At 68.9% G+C, this 20,979-nt stretch carries 24 protein-coding genes; all 24 read left to right on the forward strand.

Going from position 1 to position 20,979, the window contains the following annotated elements:
• The 24 genes from K9S39_RS26325 (at position 1) to K9S39_RS26440 (ending at position 20,888) form a co-directional block, all read left to right on the forward strand.
• Entirely contained in the window at positions 1-1,428 is a 1,428-nt protein-coding gene (locus K9S39_RS26325; RefSeq protein ID WP_248865776.1) for a phage portal protein, read from the forward strand.
• On the forward strand, positions 1,421-2,410 hold the full coding sequence (locus K9S39_RS26330) for a VG15 protein (protein ID WP_248865777.1): 990 nt from the start codon (positions 1,421-1,423) through the stop codon (positions 2,408-2,410). Before K9S39_RS26325 ends, K9S39_RS26330 begins: the two co-directional genes overlap by 8 nt.
• Positions 2,411-2,424: 14 nt before the next feature.
• Positions 2,425-2,934 (forward strand): hypothetical protein, encoded by a 510-nt coding sequence (locus tag K9S39_RS26335; RefSeq protein WP_248865778.1) that lies wholly within the window; start codon positions 2,425-2,427, stop codon positions 2,932-2,934.
• A 100-nt stretch (positions 2,935-3,034) separates the two neighbouring features.
• Positions 3,035-3,970 (forward strand): P22 phage major capsid protein family protein, encoded by a 936-nt coding sequence (locus K9S39_RS26340; RefSeq protein WP_248865779.1) that lies wholly within the window; start codon positions 3,035-3,037, stop codon positions 3,968-3,970.
• Positions 3,971-3,979: 9 nt separating this feature from the next.
• Positions 3,980-4,351, forward strand: coding sequence for a hypothetical protein (locus K9S39_RS26345; protein ID WP_248865780.1), 372 nt, complete (start codon positions 3,980-3,982; stop codon positions 4,349-4,351).
• The gene (locus K9S39_RS26350; protein WP_248865781.1) at positions 4,348-4,671 is read left to right on the forward strand and encodes a hypothetical protein; all 324 of its coding nucleotides are present in this window, start codon (positions 4,348-4,350) and stop codon (positions 4,669-4,671) included. Before K9S39_RS26345 ends, K9S39_RS26350 begins: the two co-directional genes overlap by 4 nt.
• Positions 4,672-4,677: 6 nt before the next feature.
• Positions 4,678-4,959 (forward strand): DUF5403 family protein, encoded by a 282-nt coding sequence (locus tag K9S39_RS26355; protein WP_248865782.1) that lies wholly within the window; start codon positions 4,678-4,680, stop codon positions 4,957-4,959.
• Positions 4,956-5,363 (forward strand): phage tail termination protein, encoded by a 408-nt coding sequence (locus K9S39_RS26360; protein WP_248865783.1) that lies wholly within the window; start codon positions 4,956-4,958, stop codon positions 5,361-5,363. Before K9S39_RS26355 ends, K9S39_RS26360 begins: the two co-directional genes overlap by 4 nt.
• Before the next feature lie 23 nt (positions 5,364-5,386).
• Positions 5,387-5,974, forward strand: a complete 588-nt coding sequence (locus K9S39_RS26365) for a phage tail tube protein (protein ID WP_248865784.1) — start codon at positions 5,387-5,389, stop codon at positions 5,972-5,974.
• Positions 5,975-6,099: 125 nt separating this feature from the next.
• Positions 6,100-6,444, forward strand: a complete 345-nt coding sequence (locus K9S39_RS26370; RefSeq protein WP_248863724.1) for a phage tail assembly protein — start codon at positions 6,100-6,102, stop codon at positions 6,442-6,444.
• A gap of 383 nt (positions 6,445-6,827) precedes the next feature.
• Complete coding sequence (locus K9S39_RS26375; RefSeq protein ID WP_248865785.1) at positions 6,828-9,518, forward strand: hypothetical protein; 2,691 nt, start codon at positions 6,828-6,830, stop codon at positions 9,516-9,518.
• Position 9,519: 1 nt separating this feature from the next.
• Positions 9,520-10,416: a phage distal tail protein gene (locus K9S39_RS26380; protein ID WP_248865786.1), complete on the forward strand. Its 897-nt coding sequence runs from the start codon at positions 9,520-9,522 to the stop codon at positions 10,414-10,416.
• 88 nt (positions 10,417-10,504) lie between these two features.
• On the forward strand, positions 10,505-11,506 hold the full coding sequence (locus K9S39_RS26385; protein ID WP_248865787.1) for a hypothetical protein: 1,002 nt from the start codon (positions 10,505-10,507) through the stop codon (positions 11,504-11,506).
• Between the two features lie 59 nt (positions 11,507-11,565).
• Positions 11,566-12,615, forward strand: coding sequence for a hypothetical protein (locus K9S39_RS26390; protein ID WP_248865788.1), 1,050 nt, complete (start codon positions 11,566-11,568; stop codon positions 12,613-12,615).
• Positions 12,615-13,316, forward strand: coding sequence for a hypothetical protein (locus tag K9S39_RS26395; RefSeq protein WP_248865789.1), 702 nt, complete (start codon positions 12,615-12,617; stop codon positions 13,314-13,316). Before K9S39_RS26390 ends, K9S39_RS26395 begins: the two co-directional genes overlap by 1 nt.
• 76 nt (positions 13,317-13,392) lie before the next feature.
• Positions 13,393-14,421, forward strand: coding sequence for a LysM peptidoglycan-binding domain-containing protein (locus K9S39_RS26400; protein WP_248865790.1), 1,029 nt, complete (start codon positions 13,393-13,395; stop codon positions 14,419-14,421).
• A gap of 1 nt (position 14,422) precedes the next feature.
• Positions 14,423-14,668, forward strand: coding sequence for a hypothetical protein (locus tag K9S39_RS26405; RefSeq protein WP_248865791.1), 246 nt, complete (start codon positions 14,423-14,425; stop codon positions 14,666-14,668).
• 37 nt (positions 14,669-14,705) lie between these two features.
• Positions 14,706-15,311, forward strand: coding sequence for a deoxynucleotide monophosphate kinase family protein (locus tag K9S39_RS26410; protein ID WP_248865792.1), 606 nt, complete (start codon positions 14,706-14,708; stop codon positions 15,309-15,311).
• Positions 15,312-15,563, forward strand: a complete 252-nt coding sequence (locus K9S39_RS26415; protein WP_248865793.1) for a hypothetical protein — start codon at positions 15,312-15,314, stop codon at positions 15,561-15,563.
• 284 nt (positions 15,564-15,847) lie between these two features.
• A complete protein-coding gene (locus tag K9S39_RS26420) occupies positions 15,848-16,642 on the forward strand; it encodes a PD-(D/E)XK nuclease family protein (RefSeq protein WP_248865794.1) in 795 nt (264 codons plus the stop codon).
• A 117-nt stretch (positions 16,643-16,759) separates the two neighbouring features.
• Positions 16,760-17,497 (forward strand): recombination directionality factor, encoded by a 738-nt coding sequence (locus K9S39_RS26425; RefSeq protein WP_248865795.1) that lies wholly within the window; start codon positions 16,760-16,762, stop codon positions 17,495-17,497.
• Positions 17,498-17,600: 103 nt separating this feature from the next.
• The gene (locus tag K9S39_RS26430) at positions 17,601-17,882 is read left to right on the forward strand and encodes a hypothetical protein (RefSeq protein ID WP_248865796.1); all 282 of its coding nucleotides are present in this window, start codon (positions 17,601-17,603) and stop codon (positions 17,880-17,882) included.
• A 99-nt stretch (positions 17,883-17,981) separates the two neighbouring features.
• Positions 17,982-18,377, forward strand: coding sequence for a hypothetical protein (locus K9S39_RS26435; protein WP_248865797.1), 396 nt, complete (start codon positions 17,982-17,984; stop codon positions 18,375-18,377).
• A 78-nt stretch (positions 18,378-18,455) separates the two neighbouring features.
• Positions 18,456-20,888: a phage/plasmid primase, P4 family gene (locus tag K9S39_RS26440; RefSeq protein WP_248865798.1), complete on the forward strand. Its 2,433-nt coding sequence runs from the start codon at positions 18,456-18,458 to the stop codon at positions 20,886-20,888.
• Positions 20,889-20,979 lie beyond the last annotated feature (91 nt).

Consider the following 20,979-nt stretch of genomic DNA (forward strand, 5'->3'; position numbering starts at 1 on the left):
TTGGCAGTAACGAATTCCTCCCCTGTGGAGTTGGCGGAGCTGGGGTTCTCCCGGCTCCGCGCAGACCGTGAGCGGCTGGACCGAATAGACCGGTACATGCGCGGTGAGCACGACGGGCCGTACATCCCCCGGAGCGCCACGGAGGAGTACAAGCTGCTGGCCAAGCGGGCCATTTCCAATTGGCTGCCGCTCCTGGTCAAGACCCCGTCCCAGGCGATGGCCGTGGACGGCTACCGCCGGAGCGCCGGCCCGGACGGGGACACGCCGGAGGAGACTCCGGCGGAGTGGCGGGCCTGGCAGGACAACCGCATGGACGCCCGCCAGACCCCGGTCCACCGGGCCGCGCTCACCTATGGCCAGGCGTTCGCCACGGTCCTACGCGACTCGGCGGACCCGGCCCGGCCGGTCATCCGGGGCGTGTCCCCGCGTCTGCTGTATGCGTCGTACGAGGACCCGGCGGCCGACGCGCTCCCGCTGTGGGCACTTCAGGTGGAAACCGTCCCCGACGCGGAGGGCGTGGAGGCGCGGGCGTGGCTGTACGACGCAACCCACGTCTATGACGTCCTGGTGGGCGGGAAGGGCGGCCCCCAACTCCTGGCGTTTCGTCCCCATGGCATGGGCGTGTGCCCGGTGGTGCGGTTCGCGCCGGACATCGATCTGGAGGGCCGGGTCACGGGCGTTGTAGAGCCCATGATCCCGATCCAGGACCGGGTCAATCAAACGGTGTTTGACCTCTTGGTGTCCCAGACGTTCGGGTCGTTCAAGGTCCGGACGATCTCCGGTCTGGCGCCGGAGTTTCGGCGTGATCCGGAGACCGGGGAGATCCTGCACGACGCCGCCGGGCGCCCCCAGGTGATCCCAATTCAGGCGGACGCGAGCCGGTTCTTGGTGGCGCCCGACGCGGACACCAAGTTCTCTCAGCTAGACGAAACTCCGCTCTCGGGGTTCCTGGACGCTATCGAGCTAGCGACAAAGCACCTGGCCGCGCTCTCCCAGACCCCGCCCCATTACCTGTTGGGCTCCATGGTCAACCTGAGCGCGGAGGCCCTGGCGGCTGCTGAATCGGCCCTGTCCCGCGCGGTGGACGAGTACAAGCACTCCATGGGGGAGTCCTGGGAACTGGTGCTGTCCCTGTGCGCCACGGTCGGGGGCGCGGAACCGGACCCCCGGGCCGAAGTCCTCTGGAAGGACGCGGAGTCGCGATCCCTTGCCCAGACGGTGGACGCCCTGGGCAAGGCAGTGCAGATGCTCAACGTTCCGGCCCGCGCGATGTGGTCGCGCATCCCCGGCGTCACGGCCCGGGACGTGGAGGAGTGGGCGCAGATCCAGGAAGCCGACGACCCGGGCCTACGCATGGCGGACGCGATGGCGTCGGCCGTCACCCCGCCACCGGGTACGGGACGCGGGTCTGGTGGCGGCAGTGAGTAGAGCAACGGCGGCCCTCCTGGATGAGCACTGGCGGGCCCAAGCCCGGATCGGTGCGGGCGTCTCCGCCCAGTCCCTGGCTCAGTGGTCGCGCGTGAATCCTCACTCCCTGGAGGAGTCGGGGGCCGCGTGGCTGGCCTGGATGCTGGCACTAATCCGCGGTGAGCGGCGACGCTCCCGCGATCAAGCGGCGGCGTTCTACCGCCTCTACCGGGCCCTGGAGACCGGTCACACCGTCCCGCCTCTGTCCGGGGAGCACGTGGGCGAGACCACGACCCTGGGAGAGCTACGGGAGGACTGGGCGGCGCAGACGGACACGATCCGCACGCCGGAGCCGGACGACGGCGAGGAAATCCGGCTGGACGGGTTCGACTGGCCCCAGGAGCCGGAGGACGCCCACGACCGCGCGGCCGTGGCGTCCCTGGTCTCCCAAGGACCGGCCAAGCTGCGGCAGGACGTGGCCCAGGCGGCCACCGAGCAGACGCGCGGCAGGCTGGACGAGGCCGGGTTTCTCCAAGAGCTGGAGGAGGCGTCACAGACAGCGGGGCGTACTTCGGCTGGTGCGGCTGACCGGGAGGCCCTGCGGGCAGGGCGGGATCTGATCGACCGGGCGTCGAACCAGGACCGACGGGCCGTCGGCTGGGCCCGCGTGACCGACGGCAACCCTTGTGCGTTCTGCGCCATGTTGGCCAGTCGGGGCGCGATCTATTCGTCCCAGGCCACGGCGGCCGGCGGAGGGCGGAGGAAGCCCCGCGGATCGGCTGACGGGCGGGTCCGCGCGAACCGGCGGCCTCTGGTTTCCCGGGAAGACCTGGCCCGGTACCACTACGGCTGTCATTGCCAGACGGTCCCGGTGTTCAGCAGGAACGACTTCATGACCCCCGATGCCCGGCGGTTCGACCGGGAATGGCGGGAGGTCACGCGCGGCAAGGCGGGCGCGGAGGCGCGTGCGGCCTGGCGGCGCCACATCGAATCATCACGTTGACCGGAGGCCATCACATGGCGGAGAACCCCACCCCGACCCCGACTGACTCCCAGACGGAACATGTTCCGTCTGACGACGGCCAGGAGGCCCAGGTCCCGACGGAGACGCCGGAGGCGGAGGGCCAGGACGACGGCCAGGAGCTGGACGCCGACGCCCTCCGAGCGGAGCTGAAGACCGCCCGCGAGCAGGCGGCCCGTTACCGGGTAAAGGCGCGGGAGACGGCGGAGGCCCTGAAGGCGGCCAAGACGCCGGAGGAGTACCAGACGGTGGCCGACCGGGCGGCGGAGCTGGAAACGGAACTCCAGCGGGAGCGCCTGGCCCGCAAGTACAGCCTTCCGGACGCTCTGGCAGCCCGGATCTCCGGCGCGGATGACGATGCACGCGAAGCGGACGCCAAGGCGCTGGCGGAGCTGTTCCGCAGCCATGGCGGGGGCGTGGGTCGGGGCGGTTTGGACCCGTCGGCCACGCCGGTCTCCAGCGATCCGGGAGAACTGGCGGCCAGCATTCCCCGTGCACGCCGGTAAGGCGACTTAAGCAGAACCAAAACCAAGGGCTTTCACTATCCAAGGGCCCTTGGTTATGCCGTTGTGCGCTGGCCCGGGGCCCCTGCCCTGAGCGGAGCACATGGCAAACGCATTTCTGAAGTCGGAGACGATCGCGGCCACGGCCCTGGGCCTCCTGGAACGAGAGATGGTTCTTTCCAATCTCGTCTGGGCAAACGCGGGTTTCGACTTCACTGGCGCTAAGGCCGACACGGTTACCGTGCGAATACCGGCGACCACCACGGCCCGCGAGTACGAGTGGCGCAACGACCGGTCCTCGGACATTGTCCTGGACGAGCTGGCGGAGGACTCCATCACGGTCCAGCTCAACAAGGACATTTACAGCGCAGTTGCGGTCACGGACGAGGAACTGACGCTGGATATCAAGGACTTCGGTTCTCAGGTCCTTCAGCCCCAGGTCAACGCCGTGGCCAAGGCGATTGACACGGGCGTGGCGTCGATGATCGAGGGCGCCAACTACGCCAACACCGGGACGCTGTATACCAATGATCCGTGGGCTGGCATCATCGATGCCCGCGCGGCCCTGAACAAGGCCAATGTTCCCCAGGAGGGCCGTACCCTCCTGATGGGTGCGGACGTGGAAACCGCGTTCCTGAAGTCCAACCGGATCTCCGACGTGTCCAAGTCGGGTTCGGACTCAGCACTCCGCAGCGCGACGGTTGGCCGTCTGGCCGGGTTCGATCTGGTGGTTTCGAACGCCATCGACCCCGGCAAGGCGTATGCGTTCGTCCCGTCGGCGTTCGTCCTGGCGACCCGGGCCCCGGCCATCCCGGCGGGTGTCACCAGTGGTTCGTCCCAGAGCTACAACGGCCTGTCCATGCGCTGGATTCGGGACTATGACGCGGCCAAGCTGCGGGACCGTTCCATCCTGAATGTGTACGCGGGGTACAACGTCATGACGGACAAGGTGGGTCCGTCCAAAAAGCTGGTTCGGGCGGTCAAGCTGAATCTGGCCGACCCTCCGGCGGATGAGCCCTCCCGCGACTCCAGCGCGTAAGGGGGCCGCATGACTCCCCTGGCAGACATAGCGGCCCTGGAACAGCGACTGGGGCGGGAGCTGGTCGGGGAGGAGCGGGCGCAGGCGGAGGCGGCGTTGGCGGACGCCTCCGCCACCGTGCGGGCTTACGGTGACGCCTGGCCTGACCCGGCCAAGGCCCCGGCCGTTGTCGTGGCCGTCGCCCTGGCGGCTGCTGAGCGGCGCGTGAGGAACCCGGAGGGGTACCGGTCGGAGCTGCAAGGCTCGTACCAGTACCAGCTCCCGGCGTCACTGCCCGTGGGTGCCGGCCTGACCGACGGTGAAGCCCGGTTGATCCGCGCTGCCGTCGGAGCCTCCGGTGTGTTCGCGGTGCCGGTGGAATCTCTGGGGGGTTCGCTGTGAGCCTCCTGGACTCCGGCCCGGACCTGGTCACGGTCTACCCCACAGTGGAGGTGGACGACGGGTACGGCGGCACCAAGCCGGGCCCCGGCGAGCCGGTGACGCTCCGGGCCCGCGTACTCCCGGCCACGTCCGACGAGAGCGGGGAGCCGGGATACCTGACCGGTACCGAGTACCGCGTGTACGCCCGCTCCCTCCCGGCTGGGCCCTGGTCCCGCGTGGAGTGGGCCGGGCACGTCTGGGCCGTGGTCGGGGAGCCCCAGCACTTCGGCGGCTCCCGGCGCCTGGCCCATGACGTGGCAACGATCCGAAAGCGCGGGTGACATGACGTGGCAGAGGTGAAGCGCAACCTGGACAGCATCGTGGCGCACATGCCCGGAGTCCGAGACGCCGTCGCCGATGAGCTGGAGAGCCGGGCGGACAGGGTGCGGGCCGTGGTCGAAGCGCACCGCCATACCGGGGCCCTGGCCTCTGGCATGACCGTACGCACCAACCGCACAGACTCCACGGTCACCCTGGAGGACCCGGCGGTGGTGGCCATCAACTACGGCCACCTGGCCCCCAACGGGTGCTGGGTGGCGGGCATCCATGCCATAGAGGCCGGCCTATGAGGCCGGTACTCCCCGACGTGGACGCCCTGGTGGGGGACGCCCTCCGCCACGGCCTGAGTGCCGCCACGGTCCGCGTGGCCTGGCCCGATGACTGGGCCGACCGGCTCCCGCTGGTCGTGGCCCGCCGGGTGCCCGGAGGCTCCTCCAACCCGCTCGGCATCGACGTGGCGCTGATCGACGTACAGGCAGCGGCCATGGACCGGCGGGAAGCGTCCCGCCTGGCCCGCGTTGCGCGCGTGGTCCTGGCCGACGCGTGCCGGGGACAGTACCGGGGCACCGACGGCTACTTGAGCCGCTTTGAAGACGTGAGCGGTCCGGCGGAGATCCGGACCGGCGAACCGACGGCCGGACCGGACCTCTTCCGGTTCCAGGCCACGTACCGCGTGACCGCGCGGCCCATCTGACTTACCCCTGGAGGGCGGCCCCTTTGGCCCTGATTGACGATGCCGCGTTCGTCGCGGCAGGCGGTTACATCTACATCGCAGACCCGGACACGGCCAAGCCGACCGATATCAAGGACCCGCTGGCACCGGGGAACGGCTGGGAGTCCATCGGCCACACCAGCCTTGACGACCTGCCCGAGTTCGGCCGTGACGGCGATGACCCGGAGGTCAAGGGCAGTTGGCAGAATGCCAAGCTCCGCGCCACCACGCCGGACGTGACGTACTCCGTCACCATCAAGTCCATCCAGGCCACGGCCCTGACGTATCAGCTCTATTTCGGTGCGGGCCCCGCGGCCGTCCAGGCGGACAAGTCATTCCGTATCCCCGCCCAGCCCCGGCCACAGACCAAGGCCCTGTTGGTCGTCCTGGTGGACGGCACCAACTACCTGCCCCTGTGGCACCCGCGCGTCTCCCTCCTGGGATCGGACGCCGTGGGCCTGGCGGCGGACAACTTCGTGACGTTCCCGATCAAGGGCACGTTCCTGGGCTCCAGCCTGATCGGCAACGCCATCGGCGAGTGGGCCCAGATCGAGGCCCCGGCCCCGCCCGACCCGGGCGGCGAGGGCGAGTAACGCCCTCACGTTATGTAGAGCGCGGCCTGAGCGCTCCGTGACCACCCTCCCCGTCCGGACGGTCCCCCGGACGGGAGGCCTGCATTCCCAAGGGACCGCACCACCAACGACTTTGGGGACACACCTTGGCACTTTCTTGCGCGGAGATGATGGCGGAGGCTGCGGCGGAGTACGCGGGCCTGGACCTGGAGACACGGGCCGGTAAGACGGTCCAGCTCCGCAATATCCTCATGCTTCCCGACGAGGGCCTGAAGGCCGCCCGGGTCATCCTCGGCAAGTTCGGCGAGACCGGCGCGGAGGAGCTGGAGGAGCTGGTCCCGCAGATCCGGGACCTTCTCCTCCTAGTCGCCGACGACCCCGCCGCGCTGAAGACGGAGATGGAGGACTGGCCCCTGGCCGTGTTCGTCCGCACGGTCGGTGACTGGCAGGAGGAGACCCAGGTGGGGGAAGCTCCGCGCTCGGACAGCTAATCGACCAAGGCCACGGCGGGGCGCTGCGGGCGGACCTCCAACGGTTCTACGGCCTGGATCTGGCCGACGTGTGGAGAGGCACGCTCACGCCCCGCCGGGCCTGGCAACTGTCTGAGCACCTACCACCGGACTCCGCCCTGGCCGCATCGTTGGCCGGCGGGCCCGAACACCGGGGGTGGACGGTCCAAACCCACCTCCTGGCCCAGCTCCTGAACGCCGTGCGGTTCGCCGACGCCAACAACGTCCGCGTCTCCGGCGGACGACTCAAACGGGAGCCGACTCCCGTCAACGTTCCACAGGTCAAGGCGGACAAGCCCAAGCGTGCGCGCCTTGACCTGTCCACACACCCCTTGGCCAAGCCCATTGCACCCAGGGGGTAGTTCATGGCCGGGCCCGGAGGCCGCGAGGCCGGGCGGCTGGCAATCCGCGTTCTGCCGAACACGGCGAATTTCGCCACCAGTCTCCAGCGGTACCTAGACCGCATCGAGCGCCGGGCCCGCGTCCAGGTCCAGGCCGTCCCAGACCTGACCGGATTCCGGGAGCGGCTCAATACCCAGCTCGCACGAATACGGGCACGGGTCCGCGTCACCGTGGACCCGGACCTGTCCGCCTTCCGCGACCGGCTCCGCGAACGCCTCCAGGGCGCGAACGCCGCCCTCGGCGTCCGCCTGGAGGTCAACGAACGGGAAGTGCTCCGGCTCCGTCGCCAGCTGGCGCACATCACGCCCCCGCTGACCCTCCCGGCCCGCGTGGACGCGGACCGCAACGCCCTTACGGCGCTGAGTAGAGACGTCTCGTCTCTCGGGGGTGGGTCGGGTGGGGCGGCCCGGGGTGTGCTGTCCCTGGTGGGGTCCGTCGGCAAGTTGGCCACTATGGCCTCCTCCGTCCCGGCGGTGGCGGGCCTGAACTCGTCCATTGCGTCCATGGCCCCGGCGGCCGGTGTGGCGGCCCCGGCCGTCTTGGCCCTGGCATCGGCCGGGGTCGCGCTCAAGGTCGGCATGTCCGGCGTCTCCGATGCACTGTCGGGCGACGCGGAGGCCATGGCCAAACTGGCCCCCGCTGCACAGGATTTCGTGACCCAGGCCAAGGCGCTGGCGCCTGCCTGGGACGAGGTGAAACGTTCCGTCCAGGGGACGCTTTTCCAGGGCCTGGGCGACACGCTCACCAAGACGGCGAACTCCGTCCTGCCGGTCCTGAAGACCCAGCTCACCGGCACCGCGTCCGCGCTCAACTCCATGGCCAAGGATGCGGCCGGCACGGCGCGGACCCTGGCCGAGGACGGCACGCTGGGCAAGGCGCTGAGCGGCGCAACCCGGGGCCTTAAGAACATGCGGGGCCTGCCGGGAACGGTCCTCCAGGGCCTGGTCCAGCTCGGCGCGGCGGCGGCCCCGACGTTCGAGCGGATGACGGCCTCCATGGGCCGGGGCCTGGACCGGCTCCGGGCCAAGATGACCGGGGCGTTCGAGTCGGGCGCCATGCAGTCGTCCATAGAGGCGGCGGTGGGAGTCGCCAAGCAGTTCGGCGGCGTCCTGGCCAATGTCGGCAAGACCCTCGGCAACGTCCTGGGCGCGGCAGCTGACGCGGGCGGCGGCGCGCTTCAAGTCCTCTCGGAGCTGGCGGCTACGGCTGCCAAGGTCACGGCGACGCCGGAGGCCCAGGAGACGTTCCGGGCCCTGTTCGAGACCGTCTCGGCGGTCGGAAAGGCCGTCTCCCAGGTCTTGGGGGCTGCCCTGAAGGCTGCCCTGCCGCTGGTCCACGCGTTGGTGACAACGTTGTCAGGGCCGATTCAGGACGCGGTCCAGACCCTGACTCCCGCGTTCGTCCAGCTCGCCCAGAGTTTGGGTGCCGGACTGGCGCCCGTCGTCAAGGTCGCCTCCCAGGCCCTGGCCGCCATCCTGCCGATTGCGGCCCAGCTCGCGGCGCAACTGGCCGGCGCGCTCGGTCCTGTCCTGGAGATCGTCGGCGGGCTGGTCGCTCAGATCGCGTCTGCGCTGCTCACGGCCCTGAAGCCGGTCCTGGCGCAGCTCCCGGCGATCGTCGGGCCCATCCTGTCCGTTGTCGCCCAACTTGCCCCAATTTTGGGGGATTTGGTCGGTCAACTGGTCAGCGCCTTGGCTCCCGCCCTGGCCACCATCGGGTCCGCGCTCGGTCAACTCCTGGCAGCCTGCGGCCCGTTGATCGAGGGCGTAGGCTCGCTCCTCGCCGGTGCCTTCCGGGCGCTCATGCCGGTGATCACGGCCGTGATCGGCATCGTCGGCAAGATCGCGGGCGTCCTCGCGTCGCTGGCCGCGAAGTACATCACGAGCATCGTCGTGCCAGCGATCAAGATGATCGTGGCCCTGTTCCGGGGCGACTTCTCCGGAGCGCTGAACGCAGCCAAGTCGCTGCTGTCCGGGCTGGCTTCGTTCTTCGGGTCGATTTTCTCCAAGATCGGTTCCATCGCGTCCGCTGGCGTCTCGGCCGTGGTCGGGTTCTTCCGTGACATGGGTTCTCGGGCGTGGGCGCACGTGAAGTCGATGGGCTCTCGCGTGGCGAGCGCGGCCCGGTCGGCCATGTCGTCCATGGGGTCGAAGATCTCTAGCGGGATCGATTCGGCCGTCGGGTTCGTCCGCAGCCTCCCCGGCCGTGCGCGTGACGCCCTGGGCAACCTCGGCTCCACGCTCTGGAACGCGGGCGCGAGCCTGATCCGGGGCTTCATCCACGGCATCACATCCATGATCGGCAGCCTGCGGGACAAGCTGGGCAGCATCACGTCCATGCTCCCGGACTGGAAGGGCCCGGCGGAGCTGGACGCCCGCATCCTCACTCCGAACGGCCGCCTCCTCCTGAAGGGCTTCATGCGGGGCATTCAGGACCAGGTGCCCCAGCTCAAGCGGCAGTTGGGCGGCATCACCGCAGACATCCCGGCCATGGTCGGAGAGCCGGTGCGCGTCCAGTCAGAACATGTTCCGTCTGCCACCCGAAGCGGCCCCGGACCGACGGCCGCACTCACCATCGAGAACTTCAACGCGGGCACCCTCACCCCTGGTCAGGTGGCCCGCGAACTGGAGTGGCGCATGAAGGCAAGGGGGTAACTTGGCGCCGCATCTGCTGATGGCCGACGGCCTGATAGCGCAGGACTGCCAAATCCAGTTCGGCAACCTCCTGTTGGGGGAACACACGCCGTTCGTCGGCGAGAGGCTGACCGGTTGGGATGACCTCCCGGACGTGGACGTGGCCAACGTGGCCATGCCGGGACAACACGGCGCGTGGCCCGGCCAGATACTGGCCGGCACTCGGGTCCTCCAGTGGGATTTCTCCATCCTCCCGGAAGACCCGGAGGCGTTCCCTGCCATCTTGAACCATCTACGGGCGGCCACCGCCTTGGGCCAGGAGGAACGGGAGCTGGTGGTCCAACTTGCCGGGGCCCGGCGGATGATGCGCGGACGTGTCACCCGCCGGTCCCTCCCGGCGGACCGCCAGTACACCAAGGGGGAGCCGTCCGGCTCCATCGTGTGGGAGTGCTCCGACCCGCGCCGGTACTCCGTCACGGAGATACGGGCCCGCGTCGGCCTCCCGGAGTCGGAACCGGGCCTGGACTGGGGTGGCGGCCTGGAATGGGCCCTGGACTGGGGCCCGGCCGGGTCCACCGGCTCCGTGAACGCCACGAACGCCGGGGACGCCCCGGCTCACCCCATCGTGGAGTTCCGGGGCCCGGTCGTCCGCCCGTCCCTGGTGCAGACCGGGAGCGGCCTGGTGCTGGAGTACGACATCACCTTGGCGGAGCGCGACACGCTCACCGTGGACTGCGCGGCCGGGACGGTCGTCCTCAACGGCTCGGCTTCCCGCCTTCACACGGCCACCCGGGTCTCCAAGCCGGAGCAGGCGTTCACCGTGGAGCCCGGCTCCACGCCCATGGCATTTCGCGCGGACATGGCCGCGTACGACCCGCGCGCATCGGTGACGGTCCGGTGGCGCCACGCATATTGGTAAGAGAGGTGGACCGGCTGTGACGGTTCGTAGTGGATGGCTGGTGACGCGGGGACCGGACGGCGGGGGCCAGACCCGACAGGACACCCGCGTGGTCCCGATCGGAACGTTCGCACCCGCCGGAGAACTCACGGCACGCTCCGGCGTCATCCCCGGCGGAAACCCGTTTGCCCTGTACGCCGCCGGAGAGATGGACCTCACCGTGGGAGTGGGCCGCGCGATCATCCAGGGCACCACGGATCAGGGCGCCTATCCCGTTGCTGTGACGGCTCCAGAATCTGTGACCATCGCTCCTGGCGACGCGCAATTTCCGCGCGTGGACGTGGTGGCGCTGCGGGTCTACGACGACCCGTATGACTCCTCCGGGGAGGTGAAAGCCACCGTAGAGGTGGTGGAAGGTGATCCGGCCGCCGCGCCCACCGCCCCGACGCTCACCGGAGCCGCCCTGGCCCTGTGGGAGGTGACGGTCCCGGCCGGAGCGTCCTCCGGAACGGGCGGCATCCACTGGGCCACCGCAGTAGCGGACCGCCGGGAGGTCACCGTGGCTGTCGGCGGTATCGCCCTGGGCAACGCGCCAGCGGCCTACCCCGGGCAGTGGCGGGACTATGGCGGCATCCTGGAGCGCTCGAATGGGACCGATTGGGAGCCGGTGGTCCGCCTTGGCTACTCCGGCCGGCTGGAGCTGGGGGACGTGAGCCTGTACCGGAAGGGCGCCGAGACGCTGGTGACGGACGAGCGGTTCACGGCCCGGGTGGAGAAATCCAGTAGCTACTTCAAGCTGCAACCCGGGTGGAAGGTCCGAGTCTTCGAGGGCAAGAAGACGTGCGGCCTGACCCATTTCGTCCTTGAAGTGGAGCGGACAGGCGCGCCTATCACCGCGAACGGCTCCGGCAACATCCCGGACGAAACGATCCTCACGATTCCCCGCCAGTTCCGTCCGGCTCATGACGTGGAGACCATCGCGTGTGACGGATTCGCTGACGGCGGATGCCGCATCAGCCCGAGCGGCACGGTCGTGCTCCGCACCTGGGCGCCGAATGGAACGCTCACCAAGGGCAACATCGTCCGCATCACCCCCACGTACATCCTCTGAGGAGCTGAATCCTGTCGCAGTACCGGTTTCTGTTCGCTGACCTGCGCACAGACCAGACGTTGGACCAGCTCCCCGTCCAGGGCGTTACCTTCGACGACTACATAGGCAAGACAGGTGCCCTGTCCGGCACCATCCCGGTACCGGATGCGGAGATGGCGGCCCGGGTCAAGCGGGCTGTGGTTCCCGGTCGTACTGCCCTGTGGGTGGAGCGCGGATCGGATCTGTGGTGGGGCGGGATCGTGTGGACCATGACCCCGGCCGTGGACGATCGTGGCGCCGTGACGGTGGCCATACAGGCGGCCACCTTTGACTCCTACTGGGACCACTGCATCCTCCGGGACACCCTGGAGGCCAGGCAGATGGACCAGTTCGACATCGCCCGGGACCTGGCGACGTACGCCACGGACCAGGAGGGCGGAGACATCGGGATCCGCATCGACTACAGCAAGACGGCGGGCGTCCGGCGGGACCGCACGTATTCCCGGTTCGACTCCACCCGGGTTCGGGAGGCCCTGGACCGCCTGGCGGCCGTCGAGAACGGCTTTGAGTGGCGCGTCCAGGTCTACCGCGACGCCTCGACCGGAGAGCGCGTGAAGCGCCTCCAGCTCGGATACCCCACCATCACGGCGGGGGCCGCGCCGGTCATGCTGACCTACCCGGGCAACGTCCTGAACTACTCCTGGCCCCAGGACGCCACCCGGATGGCCAACACCTGGCAGAGCCGTGGCGCCACCGACAACCAGAACCAGGCGGACGCGTCCAACCCAATCATGTCCACCGTGTGGTCCTACCCGGACAAGCTGAAAGCCGGATGGCCCCGGCTGGACGGATCCAGCGACTACAACACCGTGGAGAAGCTGGGCACCCTCAACGAGCACGCGAAGGCAGATCTGGCGCGCGCCAAGGACCCGGTGGTGATTCCGTCCATCCGGACCCGTCTGGACGGACAGGTGACGCCCGCGCTCATCGGCTCCGCTGTGCGGCTGCGCATCCTGGACACCTGGTTCTCCGATGGCCTGGACGCTGATTTTCGCGTGGTCGGACTGAACGTGACCCCGGCGCAGCGCGGACAGCAGGAATCCGCGGAGCTGTACTTGGAGGCTGCATAGTGGCGACGATCCCGCAGGACATTAACGACCGACTCCGGCGCCTGGAGGCGGAGTTGCGGGCCCTGACGACGGCCGCCAACCGTCGGCCGGCACTGAACCAGATCATGCACGGAGACGTGAAGATCGGCGAGGGCGGCGGCCTGTCCGTCCGCCAGCCCGGCGGCGCGGAAACCTTCCGCGTGGGCGAGGCCGGACCCATCGCCGGAGAACACGCCCTCATCGTGCGGCGCAGAGACGGCAGCGTCGCACTGTCGGTGTGGAACGGCACCACCGCCGACGAACAAGCCCAGGCGGTCCGCATCAAGGATGCCCAAGGCCACGAACTCCTGTCGGAGGACGTAGTGGCCGGTGGCCTGGCCCGCCCCCACCTGCCCATCCCCATGAGCCCAGCCCAGGCGACCGACTGGCCGTCCACCAGCGACACGTCCTGGACGGACCTCCAAGTGGCATGGCCGGAGATCCAACACCCGCGCCTGGAGGTGTTCGCCCAGGCCGTAGGCAACGGGAACGGCGGGGACATCCGCATCACCGTGGACGGCCAGGTGATGGCCTCCGGCGCCACCGGCAAGCCCATCCAGACCACGTTCAAGATCCCCGGCTATGAGTTCGGGGCGCACCCGAAAATCACGCTCCAGGCACGGGCCAAGGCGTCGTCCACCGTGTGGGCGTACGTCCAGCGGTTGTACGGCGTCGCGTCCTGAACCACCCAGATCAATCAGTCACACGGCCCCGCCGGGCAGCTCCGGCGGGGCCTTTGCATGCCAACAGGAGGACGGCTTGGGTAAGGCCGCAGACGTGATCCGCATAGCGCGCGGAGAGATCGGCTACCACGAGGGATTCAGCGGTGGCCACTGGAACAACCACCAGCGCTACAGCCCGGCCGTCCCAGGCCTGGAGTGGTCCCAGAACCAGGCATGGTGCGCCACCTTCGTCTCCTGGTGTGCCCGGCAGGCCGGCGTAACCTCCCTGTTCCCAGTAACGGCGTCCGTGTGGACGGCGTACGACTGGTTCAAGTCCCGTGAGCGCTACTCGGCGTACCCGGCCATCGGCGCCCAGGTGATCTACGGCAAGTCGGCGAACTCCCACACGGGCGTGGTCGTTGCCTACGACGCGACCACGATCACCACGGTGGAGGGCAACACCTCCGCCGGCTCGGCAGAGGGGGACGGCGTCTACCTCAAGCGTCGCAACCGCCGGGATGCCTACGTCCACGGGTACGGCCTGCCCCGGTACCCGGAGGGCGTGACCACGGCGGACCCGGCCCTGAAGGGACGGAGCGGCTTCAAGTACAAGGCGGCAGCCTCCGGCCCGGCCACCGGCGGCTCCCACTCCGGCGGGTCCAAGGCCAAGACCGTGACCGTGAAGGCGGGCCAGACCCTGGGGAAGATCGCGGCCTCCGCCGGGGTGTCGATGGCGGCCCTCCTGGCCGTCAATCCCCAGGTGAAGAACCCGGACTTGATCCACCCGGGAGACAAGATCACCGTTCCGGACAAGGGCACCAAGGCCCCGTCGAAAGCCAAACCGGTGGTGTCGCTGGCCCGCATCCGCGCTGCGGCCGTACGTGACCCCGGCCTGCGGCAGGGCGGCACCACCTACCCGGCCGACGTACGGCACGTCGAAGCGGCGCTCCGGGCGGAGGGGCTGTTGGATGCCCGGTGGTGCGATGGCTCCTTTGGGTCCATGACCCGCATCGCGTACGCGAACTGGCAGAAGCGGGCCCGCGTCGGCGGCCCGCCGGACGGCATCCCCGGTATCGCCTCGCTCCGCCTCCTGGGCACGAAGCACGGGTTCACCGTGAAGGGGTGAGATGAGCGAGCGTGACGAGCTGGGCGGCGTCACCATCGGGGCCCGTGAGATCTATGACGAGCTGGTGGCGCTCCGGGGCGATGTGCGGAGCCTGTCACAGACCCACGAAGCGGTGAGGCAGACCCTGACCGATCACGAAACCCGGCTCCGGGGCCTGGAGCGGTGGCGCTACGCCCTGCCCGTGGCGGCCGTCACCTCCGCCGGGACTCTGATCGCGGCGGCATTGAAGGCTACGGGCGTCGTGTAACGGGCCCAGTGCAAAGACAACGAACCAATCCGCGCCCGTGGGGCGCGCTGTACCTGGAGGACGCACCCTGTCCCATCCCCACATCGCGCTCATCGGCAAGGCCCGGTCCGGCAAGGACACCGCAGCCGCCGAATTCAGCCGGCACGCCGCCTACACCCACCTGGCGTTCGCCGACGAACTCAAAGCAGCACTCACCCGCCTTAACCCGCTGGTGAACTCGTGCTGTTGTTACGAGGACTACCACCTGGTGGACGCTCTGGAGGACCACGGCGGATGGGAGGGGGCCAAGTCCCTCCCCGAGGTCCGACGACTCCTCCAGGAGTACGGCCAGGCCATACGTGAGCGTGACCCGGATTTCTGGGTCCGGCCCGTCCAGGCCCAGGCCCGCCAGGGGACGGAATGGAACCTGCCCTGCATCGTCACGGACGTTCGGTACGCCAACGAGCTGGCCGCCCTGCGCCAGGAGGGGGCCGTGGTCGTCCGCGTGGACCGGCCGGGGGCGGGCCTGGCCGGACAGGCCGGTGAACACGACTCGGAAACGGAGCTGGACGGCGTCGAGCCGGACCACGTGCTCAACAACGGCGGGACGTTGGACGAATTCCAGGCCAACGTCCGTGCTCTGCTTACACAGTTGGGAGACTGAATGATCGACCTTATTCGCCAGGCCCTCCGGGACAACCCGGTAAGGGTCCGGACCGCCCTTGGCGCGCTCCTGGTCCTGGTGGGCCACTACATCCCCGCCGTGGCGGACGTGGCCGTGAACGACCAGGCCATGGACGCGATCACGTTCCTGGTCCTCCTGTTCCTGGGCGAGGGGGCGTCCCGGAAGGTGGCGGCCAAGTACAACCCGGCAACTCTGCCGGAGGAGTCGGTGGGCGACGGCACCGGCCGATAAGCAGGAGGCCCGGACAGACGAGGGAGCTGGAGGGCCTGGACGAGTAACGCCACGAGCCGCACGCGCTCACCCTGGGGCCCCGTTCCATCACGGAGCGGGGCCCCTTTGGCTTGTACCGGGGCAGAAAAGCGTCCCTAGGGTTCTTCTTTCCCTAATTGGTTTTAGAGAAAGAAGGAGCTAGGGGCGCTTTTCTTTCCCCGGGTCTGGGCGTCACGGGCACCAGTGCATGACTCCGTAATCGACAGAACGCGGCCCCTTGGGGCCCGTGGCGAGCGGAGTAAGCCGTGGCGACACTCAATACCATTCAACGTTCAGGATCGCGTTTTTACGTGGACCCGAAAAGCGGCGAAAAGGCGCCGGGCGTGACCTCGATTCTGTCCATGCTCCCAAAGGGGTTCCTTCAGTTCTGGGCAGCCAAGGAGGTGGCCACGGCGGCCGTGGACAACATCGGGCCCCTGGTGGGCCTGGCGATGACCGACCGCTCCGGCGCCATCGACTATCTGAAGGGGGCGCCCCGGCGGGTCACCCGGCATGCGGCTGACATTGGGTCGGACGCTCACGATGTGTTCGAACGCCTCGCCCGTGGTGAGTCCGTGACCCGTGTCCACCCGGATCTCCGCTCCTACGCCGATCACTTCCGGGAGTTCCTTGACACCGTCCAGCCGGAGTTCCTGTTCCTGGAAGATGCGGTGTGGAGCGATGAGCACAACTATGCCGGGTCGTTCGACGCAATCGCCAAGATCGGTGGGGAGGTTGTGGTTCTGGACTGGAAGACCACCCGCTCCGGCGTCCATGAGGAAGTCGCCCTACAGCTCTCTGCGTACGCGAACGCGGATCGCATAGTCCGGGCTGACACGGGGGAGTCCGTGCCCGTGCCGGCCATCGACGCGGCGGCGGTCGTCCATGTGCGCCCGGAGGGCTGGAAGCTGGTCCCCGTCCGGCACACGCCGGAGCTGTTCGACGTGTTCGTCCACTTGCGGGCCGTATTCGAGTGGGAACGCACGTTGAAGCGGGGAATAATTGGCCGCGCCGTTGCCTCCGGTGGGGAAATGGAGACCGGCACGCAGCGGCGAGCGTAACGCGCGGGAGGGCCCGTCACGGCCCCCAGTGCATGGAATTAGCGAGAGGTCCGGCGGCCATACGCCGGGCCTTTTTGCTCCCTGATTCCAAGCGATTCCCCAAGGAGCGCCCACAGCATGGCTCGCACCCTCCGCGTGTTCGACAACGACCCCTCCGCCCGACCCAAGGTCTACAGCTCCGATTTCGTCGGACGGTTCCGAGCCGGGCAGAAACTCAACGGGCGCCCGGTGGGTCTGTCTGCCTGGCGGATCACGACCGGAGACCCCGAGGTGGGCAAGGCCGTGGCGAATCTGTACGGAGGCATACCCCAGTCGTGGGAGACCACCAAGGAGGACTCCTTGGAGGTGCTGACCGACGCGGACACCGTGAAGGTCATCGTGGACGGCCCCGACGCCGTGTCGTTCCGCATGGCTCTCTACGGCATGACCGGCAAGCCCATCCACGCGTGTGACGGCGTGGAGTTCATCGACACTGAGGACCCGCGCGTGGGCCAGCCGTGCGGCTGCCCCCAGACGCTCCAGGAGCGCAAGGCGGGCGCCAAGGCGGGCCACGGCCCGAAGCCGGACCAGCGGATTGAATTCCGCCTGGCGGATGACCCGGAGCTGGGCCGCTTCAGGCTCATGACCGGCTCGTGGGACTTCATGAAGTCGATCGAGACGGTGTGGCGGGAGCTGGAGGCCGTCGGCGGCCCCGCCCTGTGCACGCTCAAGCTCGAACTGGTCGAGTTCCAGACCAAGAGCGGCGTGGACGTGACGTACCGGAAGCCGGTCCTTCAGGTCCACGGTCGTGTCCCCCAGGACGTAGGCGCGGCGCTCCCCTCCCTGGCCAAGCACGTGGAGGAGCCGCCGTTTTGATCACTCACCGCTAGGCCGGCGGTGAACACCGCGTGACCAGCGGGGCCAGGCCCACTACGGGCCTGGCCCCGCCCCATTCCAAGACAAGACAGAGGAGAGACGCGTGGCGAAGCGTGGCCACATTCACGATTTCACGGGTCAGGAGATCCGCGAGGGGGACACCCTGGTCTACGCGGCCCGGCGCGGGAACTCCGTCCGGATGGTGGAGGCCACAGTCCTGCGGACCTATACCGAGAACTACAAGGGCCGCGTTCTGCCCATGCTGAAGGTCCGGCCCACCGGCAACGAGAGCGGCTGGGTCAAGCGCTCCACGTTCCGTGTGGAGACGGTGGCGGCCGAACACGTCGCCGTGACGATCCCGGTGGAGGTCCCGGCCGGTGTCTGACGTGATCCTGGTCCTGGCGGTTGTCTCCATGGTGGCCGTTGTCTTCCTGGCGCTGGTCCTTAGTCTCCTGATCGCTCGCGTGACCCGCCGGAGCCGCCGGTGAACAACCCCAACAAGCAGAAGGGGACCACCTGGGAGCGGGCGGTCCGGCACTACCTGAACACTGCCCTTGGCCAGTACGTCGATCACTGGCAGGACGCGGCGTACCCATGGAAGGACCCCCACGACCCGGATAACGTCACCCGCCCCGCCCAGACTGGCATCAAGGACGTGGGAGACCTCCACGCCAGGCCGTTCGTCCTGGAGTGCAAGGCGGAGAAGTCCATCCGCCTGGCCGACTACGTACGCCAAGCCAACCGGGAGGCCGTGAACGCCGGGTTCCCGTACGGCGTGGCCGTCGTGAAGGCCCCGCGTCGGCGCGTGGAGGACGCGTACGCGGTCATGGACCTGGTGACGTTCGGGCGTGTCCTCCAGGCCCTCCGCAATCTCGACTGACCCCCCATCCGCGGGCGTGTCACGGACCCCAGTGCATGGGGCCGGACACGCCCGTTTTGCATTGGAGGAGAGACGACGTTGCGTAAGGACCTTGCCCAGTTCCTGGCCCGCTTCCCGGAAGTGGTGGAGGAGCGTGGGGAGTACGGCGTCCCCTGCCCCGTGCACGATGACCAGCGCCCCTCCCTGTTCTTCCGCCTCAAGGAGGACGGCCGGCTCCTGATGCGGTGCTGGGCGGGGTGTTCCCGTGACGCCATCCTGGCGGCTCTGGGCATGCGGGCGTCGGACCTGTTCGACTGGACCCCTGGGGCAGGGGTGAAGGCGTCGGCCAAGCCGGTGCCCGGCGCTCTGGATACCGGCGCCCTCGCGGCCCTAGCCCAGTACGTGGACACCACGAACGTGGCGTTCCTGGACCCGGAGCACCCAGAGGCCCGGGACTACGTACTCCAGCGCTTTGGCCTGGACGCGGAGCGCGCGGTGGACCTCGGCCTGGGCCTGGACTACCCGGGCCTGGACGACCGGTTCACCTACCGCTCTACCGGCTACCTGCGCCACCCTCGCTTGACGGTCCCGCTGTGCGACTTCAACGGCAGGCCCCGGGGCCTCCAGGGCCGGGACCTGACCGGCCACTGTCCGGCCCGGTGGCTTTCCATCGTTTCACCGGAAGGAAGTGCGTGGGCCAAATACGGCGCCCTGCGGGCCCGTTCCGGCTATGACACGGTGCTGGTCACTGAGGGTCCCGCCGACGGTCTCACGGCCCTGGCCGTCGGGTACGACGTGGTGATGGTGCGTGGCGCGGGCCTCGCCCGTAACGCGGCCTTGGTGGAGGAGCTGGCGGCGGGCCTGGGGGACCGGGACGTGGTGCTGGCCGGGGACCGGGACAACGCGGGGGCCGCGTTCACTGACGCCCTGGCGGACGCGTTGGTCCGGGCCGGGGTCATGGTCCGGAAACTGGAGATCTCGACGGCCGGGGACGATCTGGCCGACTGGCGGGCCCGTGCCCCGGAGGCGTTCCCCGGCCAGCTCCACGCGGCCGTCCGCCGGGCGGTCCTCCACACCGTGGACATGGAGCCGGAGGTGGAATCCGCGGTGGCCCCGCAGGAGCCGGAGCCGGACGTGACGTTCCCGCTCACCGACCTGGGCAATGCGGAGAGGCTGTTTCGCCAACTCGGCGGGCATGTCCGGATGGTGCCGGGCGTGGGCGTGTTCAAGTGGCACGGTCGGCACTGGGCCCAGGTCCCACAGGAAGCGCTGTATGCGGACGTTCGGCGGGTGGTGAAGGCCATGGCCAGCGAACCGGGCCACGATCCGGAGAAGCTGTCCAAACACCTGGTGAACTCGCAGAATGCAAGCAAGGTCAAGGGGATGGTGGAGATGCTGTCTTCCATCCCCGGTGTGTACGCCACCGTGGAGCAGTTCGACGCGGCCCCTCACCTCCTGGCGTTCGCGAACGGAGTGGTGGACCTGCGCACGGGCCAGCTCCGGGAGGCGGACCCGGCCGACATGAACACATTTTTCGTGGACGTGGCGTACCGGCCGGAGGCCCAAGCCCCGCGCTGGGAACGGTTTTTGCAGGAGTGCCACCCGTCGTGTGAGGCCATGCCGGCCTTTCTGCAGCGACTCACCGGCTACGGCATCAGCGGGTACGGCGTGGAGCGGATATTCGTGATGCACGTGGGCCCGACAACCAACGGGAAGACGACGTTCACCACGGCTCTGGAGAACGTGTTCCGGGAGGCCGTGAAGCGGGCGGACGCGAGCCTGTTCCAAAAGCGCCGCGAGTCCGGCGGGCCGCGCGCGGACGTGGTGGGCCTGCGGGGCCGACGGCTGGTGATCTCCTCCGAGTGGCCTGCGAACATGCCTTTGGACCAAGCCCTGATGAAGGCGGTCACGGGGGATCAGACCATCACGGCCCGAGGCGTTTACGCACGGAGTGAAATCACATTCAAGCCGGTGTGTCTGGTCCAGGTGGACACCAACTATGTGCCCGACGTTGACGCCACGGACGCCGCCCTGTGGCAACGCGTTCGTGTCGTCCCGTGGGGCGAGGATTTCCGGGGGCGGGAGGACCGCCACCTCCAGGCCACGCTTCGCCAGGAGCGGGAGGGCATCGCGGCATGGGCCGTGAGAGGCGCAGTGGCCTGGTTCAAGGCGTATGAAAGCGGCCGGGGCCTGGAGTTCCCGGCGGCCGTGGAGTCGCGCACGGCGCACTACCGGGACAGCTCCCACCCGTTGAGCGGTTTCATCGGGGAGGAGTTCGAGGTCCAGGCGGGTTCGCAGGTCTCCCGGTCGGAGACCTGGGACCGCTACCGCTCGTGGGTGGAGGAGTGCGGCATCCGCCACCCGATGACCCGCAACAAGTTCTACGACGCTTTGAGGACCTTCCCGGGTGTGCGGGAGAAGAAGTCTTACGGGGTGTTCGTCATGGAGAACCTGGCCGACTGCCGCGCGGTGTCACGCGGCCCAGTGCATGGGGGTGAGACGGACATATTCGGCCAGGCCAAGGCGGTCTAGGCACACGTTAGTTGGGGGCTGGCCCGGTTGGGTCGGCCCCCTTTTGTGTGTCACGGAGCGTTGGGCCGGCGGCCGACAGAGCGTGACGGAG

The sequence above is a fragment of the Streptomyces halobius genome (assembly GCF_023277745.1).
In the GTDB taxonomy this organism is placed as follows: Bacteria; Actinomycetota; Actinomycetes; order Streptomycetales; family Streptomycetaceae; genus Streptomyces; species Streptomyces halobius.